Annotated in this window: 15 protein-coding genes and 1 pseudogene; 6 read left to right on the top strand and 10 right to left on the bottom strand. The window is 56.3% G+C overall.

Annotated features, from left to right (window positions below):
• Positions 1-6 precede the first annotated feature (6 nt).
• Genes AC4OVU_RS04015 through AC4OVU_RS03995 form a run of 5 tightly spaced genes read left to right on the top strand, consistent with a single transcriptional unit; the run spans position 7 to position 4,311 of the window.
• The gene (locus AC4OVU_RS04015; protein ID WP_047728772.1) at positions 7-1,749 is read left to right on the top strand and encodes a class I mannose-6-phosphate isomerase; all 1,743 of its coding nucleotides are present in this window, start codon (positions 7-9) and stop codon (positions 1,747-1,749) included.
• A gap of 2 nt (positions 1,750-1,751) precedes the next feature.
• Positions 1,752-2,180: a PTS sugar transporter subunit IIA gene (locus AC4OVU_RS04010; protein ID WP_047737167.1), complete on the top strand. Its 429-nt coding sequence runs from the start codon at positions 1,752-1,754 to the stop codon at positions 2,178-2,180.
• 10 nt (positions 2,181-2,190) lie between these two features.
• Positions 2,191-2,685 carry a PTS sugar transporter subunit IIB gene (locus AC4OVU_RS04005; RefSeq protein ID WP_015572639.1) on the top strand — a complete coding sequence of 165 codons (495 nt, stop codon included), beginning with the start codon at positions 2,191-2,193 and terminating at the stop codon, positions 2,683-2,685.
• Positions 2,686-2,695: 10 nt separating this feature from the next.
• A complete protein-coding gene (locus tag AC4OVU_RS04000) occupies positions 2,696-3,493 on the top strand; it encodes a PTS mannose/fructose/sorbose/N-acetylgalactosamine transporter subunit IIC (protein WP_110293000.1) in 798 nt (265 codons plus the stop codon).
• The gene (locus AC4OVU_RS03995) at positions 3,493-4,311 is read left to right on the top strand and encodes a PTS system mannose/fructose/sorbose family transporter subunit IID (protein WP_015572637.1); all 819 of its coding nucleotides are present in this window, start codon (positions 3,493-3,495) and stop codon (positions 4,309-4,311) included. Before AC4OVU_RS04000 ends, AC4OVU_RS03995 begins: the two co-directional genes overlap by 1 nt.
• A gap of 27 nt (positions 4,312-4,338) precedes the next feature.
• Here the strand turns inward: AC4OVU_RS03995 and AC4OVU_RS03990 are convergent, their stop codons facing one another.
• The 8 genes and pseudogenes from AC4OVU_RS03990 to AC4OVU_RS03955 form a co-directional block, all read right to left on the bottom strand.
• Positions 4,339-5,109 (bottom strand): glucose-6-phosphate isomerase family protein, encoded by a 771-nt coding sequence (locus AC4OVU_RS03990; protein WP_017694538.1) that lies wholly within the window; start codon positions 5,107-5,109, stop codon positions 4,339-4,341.
• Complete coding sequence (locus AC4OVU_RS03985; protein WP_017383813.1) at positions 5,102-5,656, bottom strand: glucose-6-phosphate isomerase family protein; 555 nt, start codon at positions 5,654-5,656, stop codon at positions 5,102-5,104. The genes AC4OVU_RS03990 and AC4OVU_RS03985 overlap by 8 nt, the downstream gene beginning before the upstream one ends.
• A 156-nt stretch (positions 5,657-5,812) precedes the next feature.
• Entirely contained in the window at positions 5,813-6,763 is a 951-nt protein-coding gene (gene ispH, locus AC4OVU_RS03980) for a 4-hydroxy-3-methylbut-2-enyl diphosphate reductase (RefSeq protein WP_017383814.1), read from the bottom strand.
• Between the two features lies 1 nt (position 6,764).
• A complete protein-coding gene (gene fkpB / locus AC4OVU_RS03975; protein WP_015572634.1) occupies positions 6,765-7,214 on the bottom strand; it encodes an FKBP-type peptidyl-prolyl cis-trans isomerase in 450 nt (149 codons plus the stop codon).
• 116 nt (positions 7,215-7,330) lie between these two features.
• Complete coding sequence (gene lspA / locus AC4OVU_RS03970) at positions 7,331-7,831, bottom strand: signal peptidase II (protein WP_003856452.1); 501 nt, start codon at positions 7,829-7,831, stop codon at positions 7,331-7,333.
• Complete coding sequence (gene ileS / locus AC4OVU_RS03965) at positions 7,831-10,647, bottom strand: isoleucine--tRNA ligase (protein WP_023303060.1); 2,817 nt, start codon at positions 10,645-10,647, stop codon at positions 7,831-7,833. The genes lspA and ileS overlap by 1 nt, the downstream gene beginning before the upstream one ends.
• A 45-nt stretch (positions 10,648-10,692) precedes the next feature.
• Complete coding sequence (ribF, locus tag AC4OVU_RS03960; RefSeq protein ID WP_003856456.1) at positions 10,693-11,619, bottom strand: bifunctional riboflavin kinase/FAD synthetase; 927 nt, start codon at positions 11,617-11,619, stop codon at positions 10,693-10,695.
• A 7-nt stretch (positions 11,620-11,626) separates the two neighbouring features.
• Positions 11,627-11,832, bottom strand: a pseudogene (locus AC4OVU_RS03955) (DUF2575 domain-containing protein); the annotation flags it as partial.
• 115 nt (positions 11,833-11,947) lie between these two features.
• Between AC4OVU_RS03955 and rpsT the strand changes: the two are divergent.
• On the top strand, positions 11,948-12,211 hold the full coding sequence (gene rpsT, locus AC4OVU_RS03950; RefSeq protein ID WP_003856458.1) for a 30S ribosomal protein S20: 264 nt from the start codon (positions 11,948-11,950) through the stop codon (positions 12,209-12,211).
• 58 nt (positions 12,212-12,269) lie between these two features.
• Here the strand turns inward: rpsT and nhaR are convergent, their stop codons facing one another.
• Both nhaR and nhaA read right to left on the bottom strand, forming a co-directional pair.
• Positions 12,270-13,169 (bottom strand): transcriptional activator NhaR, encoded by a 900-nt coding sequence (gene nhaR / locus AC4OVU_RS03945; RefSeq protein WP_017694543.1) that lies wholly within the window; start codon positions 13,167-13,169, stop codon positions 12,270-12,272.
• Positions 13,170-13,228: 59 nt separating this feature from the next.
• On the bottom strand, positions 13,229-14,404 hold the full coding sequence (gene nhaA, locus AC4OVU_RS03940; RefSeq protein ID WP_017383817.1) for a Na+/H+ antiporter NhaA: 1,176 nt from the start codon (positions 14,402-14,404) through the stop codon (positions 13,229-13,231).
• Positions 14,405-14,514 lie beyond the last annotated feature (110 nt).

Genomic DNA, 14,514 nt, shown 5'->3' with positions numbered 1-14,514 from the left:
GATACAATGACAACCTACGACAAATTCCCCACGGTGGCGATACAGGGTTTTGATGACAGCGCCTGGCAAGGCTGGGAAGCAATAACCCGCGTTCTTGAGTCACAAACCCAACAGCGCAGCCGCACGGTGCTGGTGATTGATTGCTATCCGGGCGTGCGCATGACCGAGCTTGAAGAGAACGTGCTGCCGCGTCTACGCCCGACGCTGGCGATCAATGCTGAACAGGCGCGACGGGATGAGTGTGCCATTCATGAGATGCTGGCACGCAACCTCACAGACGATCGCGTCTTTGGCGTTCTCTCCTGCCACCAGCTTGGAGAGTTTTTCGATCCCGCGCGTCTGGAGGCGTTGCAGGTTCAGGTGAACCAGTGTTCCGGGGGGCTGATTGTGATCTACGGACCCGGTGCGACGCTTGTCCATCCGGGTGATGTGCTGGTGTATGCCGATCTGCCGCGCTGGGAGATCCAGCAGCGTATGCGCCGGGGTGAGACTGGGAACTGGGGCGCAGATAATCAGCAGGAAGATATGCTTCGTCGCTACAAGCGCGCCTTTTTTGTCGAATGGCGCGTCTTCGATCGCCACAAAACACCGCTGCTCAGGCGCACCGATTTTTTACTGGATACAACCCAGACGAACCAGCCCGCGATGGTCAGCGGCGAGGCCCTGCGAGCCGGGCTGAAGCAAACTACCACCCAGCCTTTCCGCGTGGCGCCCTTTTTCGATCCTGGCGTCTGGGGCGGCCAGTGGATGAAACAGCAATTCGATCTCGATCCCTCTGCACCCAATTACGCGTGGTGTTTTGACTGCGTGCCCGAGGAGAACAGCCTGTTACTGCGTTTTGGCGCAGTGCGGATCGAGATCCCCTCTCAGGATCTGGTTTTGCTTGAGCCCCGTGCTCTGCTGGGCGAGAAAGTTCACGCACGTTTCGGCGCGGAATTCCCGATCCGTTTTGACTTCCTCGACACCATGGGTGGCCAGAATCTGAGCTTCCAGGTCCACCCCATTACCGAGTACATCCAGCAGCAGTTTGGGATGCACTATACCCAGGATGAGAGTTATTACATTCTGGAAGCGGAGCCGGGTGCCATCGTCTATCTGGGGACCAAAACCGGCACAGACCCTGAGGCCATGATGGACGATCTCAGGCGCGCGGGTCGCGGTGAAAAACCGTTTGATGACGACCGCTTCGTTAATCAGATCCCGGCGAAAAAGCACGACCATTTCCTGATCCCGGCTGGGACGGTGCACTGCTCCGGCGCGGGAACCATGGTGCTGGAGATCAGCGCTACGCCGTATATTTTCACCTTCAAACTGTGGGACTGGGGCCGCCTGGGCCTGGACGGGCTGCCGCGCCCGGTACACCTGGAGCACGGTGAAAAGGTGATCGACTGGCAGCGCGACGCGCAGTGGGTTCATCAGCATCTGGTGAATCAGTTCGAACCTGTCGCGGAAGGAAACGGCTGGCGTGAAGAGCGTACTGGCCTGCACGAGCGTGAATTTATCGAAACCCGCCGCCACTGGTTTAGCGAACCCGTTTTGCACCACACCGGCGGCGGCGTGAACGTGCTGAATCTGGTAGAGGGCGACGAAGCAATTGTCGACAGCCCAACCGGTGCATTTGAGCCGTTTACCGTCCATTACGCCGAAACCTTCATCATTCCGGCAAGCGTAGGTGACTATCGCATTTCACCTTCAGCCCGTGCTTCCGGACACCCCCTCGCGACTATCAAAGCCTGGGTAAGGAGCTAACGATGATTCATTTTATTGTCGCCACTCATGGGCCGTTAGCCGCCGCGCTGCTGGAGAGCGGCCGGATGGTATACGGCGAGCTCCCCGGCGTACACACCGTTTGTCTGACCGAACAGGCGGGAATAGAGGGCTTCCGGCAGGATTTCATCTCCACACTGGAAGCGGCAAGCGTCAACGCTGACGGCGTGCTGGTGCTGTGCGACATGCAAAGCGGCACGCCGTGGAACGTGGCCTGTGAGGCCGCGCTTAACCCACATACGCAGCCGCCGGTCGCCGTGGTGGCTGGAGTCAACTTCCCGATGCTGCTGCAAACCGATGAGGTGATGATGGCTCGCGATGTTCATCAGGCTGCCGGGCAGCTTATCGAAATTACTCTGCCGACGCTGGTACAGGCGAAACCGGCAGATACTGCACAGACAGACGATTTTTAAGGAGCCGCATATGAGTATTTCTTTTGTACGCATTGACGATCGCGTGATCCACGGGCAGCTCATTACACGCTGGGCCAGGGAGCTGCCCTGCGACGGCATCGTTGCCATTGACGATGCCGTTGCGGCCGATCCGCTGTTATCGTCGGTCATGAAAGGAGCCGTATCAGATACTAAAGTGTGGCTGTTCGATACGGCAACCGCGATCGAAAAACTGCCAAAAGTGATTGCCAGCGAAAAGCGCTATTTCGTGATTGGCAAATCTCCACTCACGCTACAGCGCATTGAGCAGGCGGGCATTAGCCTGAAAAACAGCAACGGAAAAATTAACGTGGGCCCGATGAGCGCCCGGGCTAACACGATCACCATCGGCCCGAATCAATCGGTAACCCAGGATGAAGCGGCAGCATTCGAGTGGCTGACCGGGCAGGGACACGCGATTGAATTCCGCCTGGTTCCCGATGCCAGTTTTTATACCTGGCAGGATGCCAGACAAAAGCTGAAATAAGGAGCAGATCATGATTATCGAAGCGGCTTTAATTGGCCTGCTGTGTTATCTGGGCGCACTCAGTAGTCCGTGGCTTTTAGGGCTGACGGGCGGCTGGTATCTCATCTCCCGACCGCTCATTTCCGGGATGCTGGTTGGCCTGATCCTGGGCGATATCAAAACCGGGATTATGATTGGCGTAGCGGTGCAGGCGGTGTATATCGCAATGGTGACACCCGGCGGCTCGATGCCAGCAGATTTAAACTTTGTGGCTTATCCGGCCATTGCACTGGGAATACTTTCCGGCAAAGGATCTGAGGTTGCCGTCGCGCTGGCGGCGACTATTGGGATCGCCGGAACCATTCTCTTCAATGCGATGATGGTGCTGAACTCCTTCTGGAACCATCGTGCGGATGTGGCGCTGGAGAACGGCGACGAGCGCGGGATCTACCTCAACAGCGCCATCTGGCCGCAGGCGATGAATTTTGTGCTGCGCTTTGTGCCTACCTTTATCGCCGTCTTTTTTGGCGCACAGTACATTAGCGGGTTTATGGACAGCCTGCCGCACATCGTCCTCTCCACCATGAATGTGCTGGGCGGCATCTTGCCCGCCGTCGGTATTGCCATCCTGCTTAAGCAGATCATCAAAAGCTATACCATGCTCATCTACTTTCTGGTGGGCTTCGTTTGCATCGTTTTCCTGAAACTCAATATGGTCGCGCTGGTGATCGTGGGCGCCCTGCTGGCACTGATTCATTACAACTATAAACCCGAGGCACCGCAGGCCGTGGCTTCAGCACCTGTCCCTGACGACGAGGATGAATTCTGATGGAAGAACGTAAACTCACCCGCAAGGATCTGCGCCGCTGCTGGCGAGCGTGGATGATGCACAACCTCTCCTCAATGAGCTTTGAACGCCTTGAATCCTTCGGCTTTTGCCTGAGCATGCTGCCGGTCGCAAAAAAGCTCTATCCCGACCCGGTACAACGTACCGAGATGCTGCGCCGTCACGCGTCGTTCTACAACACGGAGCCACAGATTGGCGCGATCGTTAACGGTATGGCGCTGGGGCTGGAGGAGAAAAAAGCCAACGGCGAGCCGATTGACGGTGAAACCATAAATACCCTGAAGGTAGGCCTGATGGGGCCAATTGCCGGGATCGGCGATTCGATGATCCCCGGCATGCTGATCCCGATCCTGCTTAGCATTGGGATGGCGCTGGCGGCAGGCGGAAATATCCTCGGTCCACTGTTTTATACCGTTGCCTGGCTGGCCATCATTATCCCTGGCTCCTGGTTCCTGTTTCTCAAAGGCTACCAGATGGGATCAGGCTCCGTGGAGATGCTGGTCAGCAGCAAATCTACCCGGCTACGGGAAGCGCTCTCGCTACTGGGCGTATTTGTCATGGGCGGCGTGGCGGCCAGCTACGTGAAGCTCGGCACCGGGCTGGAGTTCATCACCCGGGACGGGGTTAACATTCACGTTCAGCAGATGCTGGACGGTATTTTCCCGCAGCTGCTTCCGCTGGCGGTGGTGCTGGGGACCTGGTATCTGATGGCAAAACGCGGCGTGTCGCCGGTAAAAGCCATGATATTGCTGCTTATACTGGCAGCGCTTGGCGTGGCGTCCGGTTTGTTTGCGGGATAAGAAAACCGGGGCAATGCCCCGGCTTCTTTATGGATGGAAGTTATTCCACAGTTCTGCGACTTTATCCGGACGCGAAATAAACTGGAACCGTGCGGGGTCATCAATAAACTGCTGATAAACAGGCGCATCAGTAATGCCAAATTCCGGATAACTTCTCGGCGTAATCATCTGCAAGCGCCCTGGTCTGTAGTGACTGTTATGCTGCCAGACAATATGATTACCCTGAACTAAGGGATACCAGGCCAGACCTTTTCGTGCACGAACGGCCTCATACTCAAAGCCATATTCCCGATCGCACCACGCACCAAACGTCAGCGGCTCATTGGGCGAGGCCGAAATCGTCGCATGGCCCCATCCGGGAGGGACCAGTACCTTTTCACCCGGCCCCGCGAGTACCGCAAAACAACGTCCCGGATCGTCGTCCACATACTCCTGCATGTAGATAATCGCTTTACCCTGCCAGATTTCGTACAGCTCAGGGGGCGACCATCCGCTGTGCTGGCTAATACGGTGAACATGTCCCTGGCTGCGGACCGGCTCATCGCCAAGCGTGCCTGCCGCGTAGGTGACCACACCAAAAAGCAGCATGCGTTTTTCGAGCTCCGGCCTGTCCGCCAGACGCGCCACGTCCATCGCGATGGCATATACCTGTTCAGGCCCTTCGCAGTCCGGATTGCGCAGCGACGGGCGGATCTGATCCAGCGTTCTGATCTCCGGCATCGGCCCGGTAACATCCTCTCCGTAGCAAAAACCGAGCGGCTGACGGTTGATGGTCATATCAAGGCCATAGTTAGCCATGGCGCACCTCGTAACCTTCCCCGGAGGCAAAGATCCGCAGGGTGAAGCCCTCTGCCAGCGCCGCATAGTCGTGTCCCGCAATGCTCGGCCAGACGGCAAGGGAGGATAGCGTCTCGTTGCCAGTGTTAATCAAACGATGCGCTGTAAAAGGAGGAATAATATGCACGGAGCCAGCCGTCACCTGCTCAAGCCGCGCGTCGCCCGCCTCCGTTTGCAGCAGCAACAAGCCACATCCGCGCAGGCCAAAATAGACCTCGCCCTGTTCGCGGCGCTGATGAAAATGACCGCGAGTCATAAAGAACTCATCGCCCACGTTACCCGCACGCAGGTGAGTTACCCCAACGAAGAGTGCCCCTTCCCCTACGGGCGAGCCCAGTACGTCTACGTCATACACACTTTTTTGAGGATTGCCGCACTTCCACGCCTCGCCGTCTGCGAAGATCCCAGGAAGATCCGCAAGACGAGTCGTTTTGCGGATAAGCGGCCCGCCGGCTAGCGCGCCGGTAGCCCACGTCAACTGAGGTGGCAAAAAGATGTCTGAATTCATATCGCTCTCCGGCCCGAGGAGAACAGCAATATCATGATGGCAGATTAAACGATTAACCTAGTGATAAAAGCGTCAATATTGATGGTGAATCACAGTTAACCAGAAACAAAAATGCCGGAGGCTTTCGCCACCGGCATTTTGAAGATTGAGAGGACATTATTCCACTTCGCGGGCGTCGATTCGCAGCTCTTTCGGCACTTCGAAGACAATGTTCTCTTCACGGCCTTCCAGCGGCACCGCTTCGCCACCGCCCAGCTCTTGCAGGCGGGCAATGACGTTTTGCACCAGGATATCCGGCGCTGAAGCGCCTGCGGTAACACCGACGCAGGCCGCGTTTTTCACCCACGCTTCCTGAATGTCCGTTGCGTCGTCGATCAGAAAAGCTGCTTTCCCCATACGCTGCGCCAGTTCGGCCAGTCGGTTGGAGTTAGAGGAGTTTTTCGAGCCGACCACCAGCACCACATCCGCCTGTTCAGCCAGGGCGCGTACGGCTTCCTGACGGTTGGTGGTTGCATAGCAGATATCATCTTTGCGCGGCCCGACGATTTTCGGGAAGCGCTGGCGCAGGGCGTCAATCACGTCTGAGGTGTCGTCTACGGAAAGCGTCGTCTGGGTCATAAACGACAGACGGGCTTCGTTTTTCACGTCCAGCGTAAAGACATCTTCCGGTGATTCGACCAGGTACATGCCCCCTTCCGGGTTGCTGTACTGGCCCATGGTGCCTTCAACTTCCGGGTGACCGGCGTGACCAATCAGAATTGACTCTTCACCACGACGGCTGGCGCGCGCCACTTCCATATGCACTTTTGTCACTAACGGACAGGTGGCATCGAATACGGTCAGATCGCGGCTTTTCGCCTCGTTGCGTACCGCCTGAGAGACGCCGTGCGCGGAGAAGATGAGGATTGCGCCGTCCGGCACTTCGCTGATCTGCTCGATAAAAATCGCACCGCGCTCGCGCAGGCTGTCGACCACGTAACGGTTGTGCACCACTTCGTGACGCACGTAAATCGGCGCGCCGTAAATCTCCAGCGCGTTTTCAACAATGCTGATAGCGCGGTCTACACCGGCGCAGAAGCCGCGCGGGTTAGCCAACAGGATCTGCATTTTACTCCTCCAGTGCCGGATCGATCTCCAGCACTTCGACATCAAAATGAACGGTACGCCCGGCAAGCGGATGGTTGAAATCGACGGTGATAGAATCGCCGTTGATTTCTCGGATCACGCCAGGCATTTCGCTGCCGTCCATAGCGGTAAAGAGCATAATCGCCCCGATTTCTGGTTCACCCGCATCCATAAACTCACGACGCGAGAAATACTGGATCAGGTCCGGGCTTGGCACGCCAAATGCCGCATCCGGCTCCAGCGAAAACGCTTTTTTCTCGCCCTCTTTCAGACCCAGAAGCTGCTGCTCAAGGCCTTCAGACAGGGAGGTGTCACCCAGACGAAACAGCGCCGGTTTGCCATTGTTGCGGGTGGATTCGGCCGTGGAGCCGTCATCCAGCTTCAGCGTGAAATGAACGAGAACCGCGCTGTTGCTCTGTACGGATTTAGACATGCAAATTGCTCGCTTGTTTTGGGTCACCTGTTGCCCGGTGGCGCTACGCTTACCGGGCCTACGGGGGCCACAAATTCTGTAGGCCGGGATCGCTACGCGTCACCCGGCTGGTTTTGTTACGCCTGCTCTTTCGCGGCCGGTTTAGGCAAGAAGCCTTCCAGCACGATTAACGCCGCACCAACGCATATTGCGCTATCGGCGAGGTTAAAGGTCGCGAAGTGCCAGTCGCCGACGTAGAAATCGATCATATCGACCACAAAGCCGTGCCACAGGCGGTCAAACAGGTTACCCAGCGCGCCGCCAATGATCAGCGCGTAGGCGATATTATTCAGCTTTTGCGTGGCCTTTGAGCGGTACATCAGCACCGCCAGCACGACGCAGATACCGATAGCGATACCCGCGAAGAACCAGCGCTGCCAGCCACCGCTGTCGGCAAGGAAACTAAACGCCGCACCATAGTTGCGGGCATAGTGCAGGTTAAGCGACGGAAACAGCGGGACCGTATCCCCCAGAGCGAAATTCTGGAGGATCAGGAACTTGCTGCCCAAATCAATAATCAGCACCACCACCACCAGCCACAGCCAGCGCAGTCCTGTTGAACAGAGAGTTTTACTCATCAGGCAAACTTACGTTTTTCGCCGTCACCGGCGACGTTGCTTACACAGCGACCGCAGATGTCTGCGTGTTCCGCCACCTGACCGACATCAGTGGTGTAATGCCAGCAACGCGGGCATTTTTCACCGTCGGCTTTGCTCAGTGCGACCTTCAGTCCTTTGAGCAGTTCACTCTGCTGAGCATCAGCAGTAGCTTCGGCATAATCCGCAACTTTCGCACCGGAGGTCAACAGGACAAATCGTAATTCATCGCCCAGCGCGGTCAGCTTCGCGGCCAGCTCAGGCTCTGCGTACAGGGTCACCGTCGCTTCCAGAGAGCCACCGACTTTCTTGTCAGCGCGCGCCTGCTCGATAACCTTGTTCACTTCGCCACGCACTTTCAGCAGCTCGTCCCAGTAGGCATCGTTCATTGCTTCAGTGCTGGAGAGGTCGAACAGACCTTCGTACCACTCGCCGGTGAAGACATACTTCTCGCGGTCGCCCGGCAGGTAACCCCAGATTTCATCCGCGGTGAAGGACATGATCGGCGCCATCCAGCGTACCAGCGCCTCTGCGATGTGGAACAGCGCAGTCTGGCAGCTACGACGCGCCACGCTGTCCGCTTTCGCGGTGTACTGGCGGTCTTTGATGATGTCGAGGTAGAACGAGCCCATCTCGATGGAGCAGAAGCGCATCAGGCGCTGCACCACTTCGTGGAAGTCGTAAGACTCATAGGCTTTAAGAATATCTTCCTGCGCCGCTTTCGCGCAGCCTACCGCCCAGCGATCGAGCACAACCATCTCTTCCGGCTTCACCATGTCTTTCACCGGATCGAACCCGTTCAGGTTCGCCAGCAGGAAGCGCGCGGTGTTACGAATACGACGATAGCTGTCAGCAGCACGTTTCAGGATCTCATCAGAGACCGCCATTTCGCCGGTGTAGTCGGTAGAGGCCACCCACAGACGCAGAATGTCCGCGCCCAGTTTGTTCATCACGTCCTGCGGAGAAACGGTGTTACCGATAGATTTGGACATCTTACGGCCCTGACCATCCACGGTGAAGCCGTGGGTCAATACCTGGCGGTAAGGTGCTTTACCCTTCATGGCGGTGGAGATCATCAGCGATGACATGAACCAGCCGCGGTGTTGGTCAGACCCTTCCAGATACATATCGGCAGCGTGACCAGCAAACTCCGGACGCACGTCAACCACGGAGGAGTGGGTAGACCCGGAGTCGAACCACACGTCCAGGGTATCCGGCACTTTCTCGTAGCTGTCTGCGTCAGCGCCCAGGATGTCGCGGGCGTCGAGATCCCACCACGCCTGAATGCCGTCAACTTCGACGCGCTTCGCCACTTCTTCCATCAGTTCCAGAGTGTTCGGGTGCAGCTCCTGCGTCTCTTTATGTACGAACAGAGACATCGGCACGCCCCAGGTGCGCTGACGGGAGATACACCAGTCAGGACGGTTAGCCACCATGGATTCGATACGCGCCTGGCCCCAGTCAGGGATCCACTGCACGCCTTTGATCTCTTTCAGAGACTGCGCGCGCAGGCCTTTCTGGTCCATGCTGATAAACCACTGCGGGGTTGCACGGAAGATGATCGGGGTCTTGTGACGCCAGCAGCACGGATAGCTGTGCTGCATTTTCTCAACGTGCAGCAGCGCGCCGCTGGTGCGCAGCATATCAACGATGATGTCGTTAGCTTTAAAGACGTTGATACCGTCCAGCGCCGGGTAGGTGCCAGGCAGGTAAGAGCCGTCCGGGCCAACCGGATTAGCGATTTCCAGGCCGTACTTCAGGCTGATGTTGTAGTCGTCAGGACCGTGGCCACCGGCGGTATGTACCGCACCGGTACCCGCTTCCAGCGTGACGTGGTCGCCCAGAATCGCCGGAACGTCGAAGTCCAGGAACGGGTGTTTGAAGCGCATCAGTTCCAGCGCGTCACCTTTTACGGTGCCCAGCACGGTGTAATCGGTGATGTTCGCGCGTTTCAGCACGCTTTCGACCAGGTCTTTCGCCAGGATAACCGCACGGCCATCAATCTGCACCAGCGCATACTCAAACTCGCCAGAGAGGGAGATCGCGCGGTTAGCAGGCAGCGTCCACGGGGTGGTGGTCCAGATCACCAGAGAGATCGGGCCGCTTACACCAGGCAGACCAAATTTAGCTTTGATCGCATCCTGATCGACCGCTTCGAAGGCCACGTCGATAGAAGGCGAGGTTTTGTCGTAATACTCCACTTCCGCTTCTGCCAGCGCAGAGCGGCAGTCGACGCACCAGTGCACCGGCTTCGCGCCTTTGTGCAGGTGACCGTTGCCGATGATTTTACCCAGCGCTCGGATGATGTTGGCTTCGGTTTTGAAGTCCATGGTCAGGTACGGATGCGACCAGTCACCCAGCACGCCCAGACGGATGAAGTCAGCGCGCTGACCGTCAACCTGGGTGGCAGCGTATTCGCGGCATTTCGCACGGAATTCTGCGGCGGTGAACTTCTCACCCGGCTTACCGTACTCTTGCTCAACTTTCAGCTCGATCGGCAGACCATGGCAGTCCCAGCCCGGAACGTAAGGCGAGTCATATCCCGCGAGTCCTTTGGACTTCACGATAATGTCTTTCAGAATCTTGTTTACAGAGTGACCAATATGAATGCTGCCATTCGCATATGGAGGGCCATCATGCAGAATGAAGGTTTTTTTGCCTTTTTTGGCTGCACGAATGATGCCGTACAGGTCATCATCGGTCCAACGCGCCAGCATTCCCGGTTCACGCTTGGCGAGATCGCCGCGCATCGGGAACCCTGTTTCCGGCAAATTCAGGGTTGATTTATAATCACTCATCAGATTCTCGGTTCCGTATTTATCACGTAGGCAGTTAAGCCGGTTCTAAAGCCCAAAAAACTCGCGGGCCGTTAATTCATCTCGCGCGATTTGCGCCTTAAGTTCGTCCAGCGAAGCGAATCGCTGTTCATTGCGTATTTTTTTACGCAGTATCACATCTATATGGCGACCATACAGGTCCATTACAACGTCCAGCAGGTGTACTTCTAACTGTTGACGCACACCGGCAACCGTTGGACGTGTGCCAATGTTGGCGACGCCGTAGAAAGGCTTCTCGCCCAGTCCTGCCACTTCCACCGCATAGACCCCTTTAACCGGGGAGACCTGACGACGCAGCGGTATATTCGCCGTCGGGAAACCTATCGTGCGGCCCAGCGCATCGCCATGGACCACGCGACCTGAAATTGTGAACGGGTGACCCAGCAGCGTTTCTGCCGTGTCCAGTTCATCGTTCGCCAGCGCCTGACGTACCGCCGTGCTGCTGACGCGCACGCCGCCCTCACAGAAGGTCATCGTGCTGGTGACGTCAAACCCGTACTCCAGGCCAGCCTTCTGTAATAACAAGAAATCGCCCTGACGACCAGCGCCAAAGCGGAAATCATCGCCCACGGCGAGAAACTGCACGCCAAGCTGCCTGACCAACAGGTCGCTGACAAAATTTTGTGCGGTCAGCGCGGCAAAACGACGGTCGAACCGTACGCACAGGACGTAGTCCACCCCTGACTCCGCCAGGTAGCGTAACTTCTCACGCAGACGCGTCAGCCGCGCGGGGGATTTCTCGCCTGCAAACAGCTCCAGCGGCTGAGGCTCGAAAATCATCACCACGACGGGCAGGCCTCGCGCCTCGCCTTCTTTACGCAATCCCTGCAACAGCGCCTGATGCCCACGATGCACGCCGTCGAAATTACCAATGGTCAGCACGCACCCGTGCGGGGCTTGACTGAGATTATGTATGCCGCGTATCAGCTTCATGACTGGCTCAAAACAGTGAAAATCGCCAAAGTATACCTTGTACAGCGGTTAAGGTTAACCGGCGATTGTTCACGCTAAACAGAAAGCCGTATGATTTCATCACGCTGACCTTTCGCAGCAAAAAAATCTGTCCGCGAACTGCGATTTTTACGCCGAAAAGCTGTATTCACGAACGACAAGCTGGTAGAATCCTGCGCCATCACTACGTAACGTAGCGTCGCCACATTAACGGCGCTTATTTGCACAAATCCATTGACAAAAGAAGGTATAGAGGGCATATTCCTCGGCCTTTGAATTGTCCACATAGATCATATTTGGGAGTTGGACCTTGGCTAATATCAAATCAGCTAAGAAACGTGCCGTTCAGTCTGAAAAGGCTCGTAAGCACAATGCAAGCCGTCGCTCTATGATGCGTACTTTCATCAAGAAAGTATACGCAGCTATCGAAGCTGGCGACAAAGCTGCAGCGCAGAACGCATTTAACGAAATGCAACCAATCGTGGATCGTCAGGCTGCTAAAGGTCTGATCCACAAAAACAAAGCAGCGCGTCATAAAGCAAACCTGACCGCGCAGATCAACAAACTGGCTTAATCGCCACTTGTTGTTGCTTGTTTGAAAGAACCCGCTTAACGCGGGTTTTTTTATGTCTTCAGATTACCGGCGGCGTAAACAGCGCCGAATAGTCGCGATTGCAGATTCGCTGCACCGCCGGGTGCTGAATCATCCTTTCGGCGAATATGGCGTGATACTCTTCCATCACGTTATCCACCCTGCCGATCTCGGTTATTTTGTCGTCTGAATAGAGATCGTGCGCGTACAGCGTCGGAGCAACGAAGATAGCGTTATGCGCTTCGCCAAAGGCTTTCATCAGCGCCGCATCGTCGAACTCACCGAGAATTTCTACGTTCAGCCCCTGCGAGTTAAACCAGTTCAGCAGCTTCCGTCCGAGCATGGACCTCCGACCCGGCACCAGCAAGCGGCGCTCTTCCAGGCAGGCAGGAAACGGTTTTTCCGGTGGCGGATTGATGCACCAGAAACTGACGCCGCATTCGCCAATTTTCACCGAGAACAAGCCTTCCTGCTGCGTGGAATCGATAGGGCAATCCGAAATAATCATATCCAGCTTATGCTGGCTCAGCTGTTCCAGCAGCATCTCGTGAGTGGACTCAAAGCAGCGTAAATGGATCTGTTCATCTTCCACCACCGCCGCATCCAGCACGCCACTCACCAGCCGTTTGGACAGCGCATCCGCCACCCCCACGTCAAAAAGCAGGTTAGACTCTTTGCGGTAGTTGACGATATCCAGCATCTCCTGGCTCAGGGTGAACATTTTATCCGCATAGCGGAACACCAGCTCGCCCAACTCACTGGGCTCAATCCCACGGCCCTTGCGCTTGAACAACTTGCCCTGTAACCGCTCTTCCAGGGCTTTGATTTGCCCGGTAATGGTTTGTGGCGTCAGGTAAAGCGCTTCTGCCGCCCCCACGACCGAGCCCTGTTTATAAACGTGCCAGAAGTAATAAAGATGGTTGTAATTCAAATGAGACATCGCGTGTTCTCTCCCTGAGTGTGTATCGGGAGAAGGAGCCCCCTCCTCCCGGTTTTCCGTTATGCCTGGACAGCCTGTCCGGACAATTTCACCTTCAACAAGGTATAACCAATGACTGCGGCCAGTAATGACCCGATGAGAATGCCGAGTTTTGCCCAGACGATAAGCTCAGGCGCGTTTGCGCCAAACGCCAGCGTCGAGATAAAGATCGACATGGTGAATCCAATACCGCACAGCACGCCGACGGCCATAATCTGGCTAAAGGTGGTCCCGTTTGGCAATGACGCCAGCTTCAGCTTCAGCGCCAGCCAGCAGAACAGGCTGATACCCAGCGGCTTACCGATAAACAGACCGGCGATGATACCCAGCGGCAGCACGGAGGTGAGTCCGTCCAGGGTAACCCCGGCCAGGGAAACTCCCGCGTTGGCAAACGCAAACAGCGGCAGGATCATAAAGCCCACCCACGGATGAAGCACATGCTCCAGCTGTCTGGCTGGCGATTTGCCGTCCTGTTCCTTCAGTGGAATAAAGAAGCCAACGATGACGCCCGCCAGCGTGGCATGCACGCCAGACTTCAGCACCGCCGTCCACAGCACCATGCCCACCAGAATATAAATACCCGTACGTCGGACGTTGAAGACGTTCAGCAAGGCCAGCACCACAATAGCCACGGCCGCCACGCTCAGCGACAGAACCGACAGATCGCTGGTGTAGAACAGCGCGATAATCACGATAGCGCCCAGGTCATCGATAATCGCCAGCGCCATCAGGAAAATTTTCAGTGCTACCGGGACGCGGCTACCGAGCAAGGCTAAGACCCCGAGCGCAAACGCGATATCCGTTGCAGCCGGGATCGCCCAGCCGTCACGCGCAACCGGATCCTGCCACGCAAACGCGAGAAAGAGCAACGCCGGAACGATCATCCCGCCAATCGCCGCGATCACCGGAAACGCCGCGCGCTGACGGCTGGCAAGCGAACCGATCACCAGCTCACGTTTAACCTCCAGACCCACCAGCAGGAAGAACACCGCCATCAGCGCATCGTTGATCCACAGCAGCATGTTCTTGTTAATTTCCAGCGCCCCGACTTTCAGCTCGACGGGCGTTTCCAGAAATGCGTGATAGAGATCGCGCGTCATGCCCATATTGGCGAGCAGCATGGCGGCCGCAGCAGCAATAATCAGGATGACGCCGCCGGATGCCTCACTGCTAAAGAAACGGTGTAGTAATTTCACGTTTAAACTCTCTTTTACAACAATACCTCGGTAAAACCATAATATCAGCGCAAACAGATCGGTAAAAACAGATTAATATTGGGTATATATTCAGTTTAACCGAGGAATAA

It is taken from the genome of Enterobacter sp. 6722112, assembly GCF_058661685.1.
This window is presented reverse-complemented; position numbering and strand designations above follow the sequence as displayed.

Coding starts and splice junctions, on each gene's coding strand:
- AC4OVU_RS04015 (WP_047728772.1), top strand. CDS start 7: ATGACAACCTACGACAAATTCCCCACGGTGGCGATACAGGGTTTTGAT.
- AC4OVU_RS04010 (WP_047737167.1), top strand. CDS start 1,752: ATGATTCATTTTATTGTCGCCACTCATGGGCCGTTAGCCGCCGCGCTG.
- AC4OVU_RS04005 (WP_015572639.1), top strand. CDS start 2,191: ATGAGTATTTCTTTTGTACGCATTGACGATCGCGTGATCCACGGGCAG.
- AC4OVU_RS04000 (WP_110293000.1), top strand. CDS start 2,696: ATGATTATCGAAGCGGCTTTAATTGGCCTGCTGTGTTATCTGGGCGCA.
- AC4OVU_RS03995 (WP_015572637.1), top strand. CDS start 3,493: ATGGAAGAACGTAAACTCACCCGCAAGGATCTGCGCCGCTGCTGGCGA.
- AC4OVU_RS03990 (WP_017694538.1), bottom strand. CDS start 5,109: ATGGCTAACTATGGCCTTGATATGACCATCAACCGTCAGCCGCTCGGT.
- AC4OVU_RS03985 (WP_017383813.1), bottom strand. CDS start 5,656: ATGAATTCAGACATCTTTTTGCCACCTCAGTTGACGTGGGCTACCGGC.
- ispH (WP_017383814.1), bottom strand. CDS start 6,763: ATGCAGATCCTGTTGGCTAACCCGCGCGGCTTCTGCGCCGGTGTAGAC.
- fkpB (WP_015572634.1), bottom strand. CDS start 7,214: ATGTCTAAATCCGTACAGAGCAACAGCGCGGTTCTCGTTCATTTCACG.
- lspA (WP_003856452.1), bottom strand. CDS start 7,831: ATGAGTAAAACTCTCTGTTCAACAGGACTGCGCTGGCTGTGGCTGGTG.
- ileS (WP_023303060.1), bottom strand. CDS start 10,647: ATGAGTGATTATAAATCAACCCTGAATTTGCCGGAAACAGGGTTCCCG.
- ribF (WP_003856456.1), bottom strand. CDS start 11,619: ATGAAGCTGATACGCGGCATACATAATCTCAGTCAAGCCCCGCACGGG.
- nhaR (WP_017694543.1), bottom strand. CDS start 13,169: ATGTCTCATTTGAATTACAACCATCTTTATTACTTCTGGCACGTTTAT.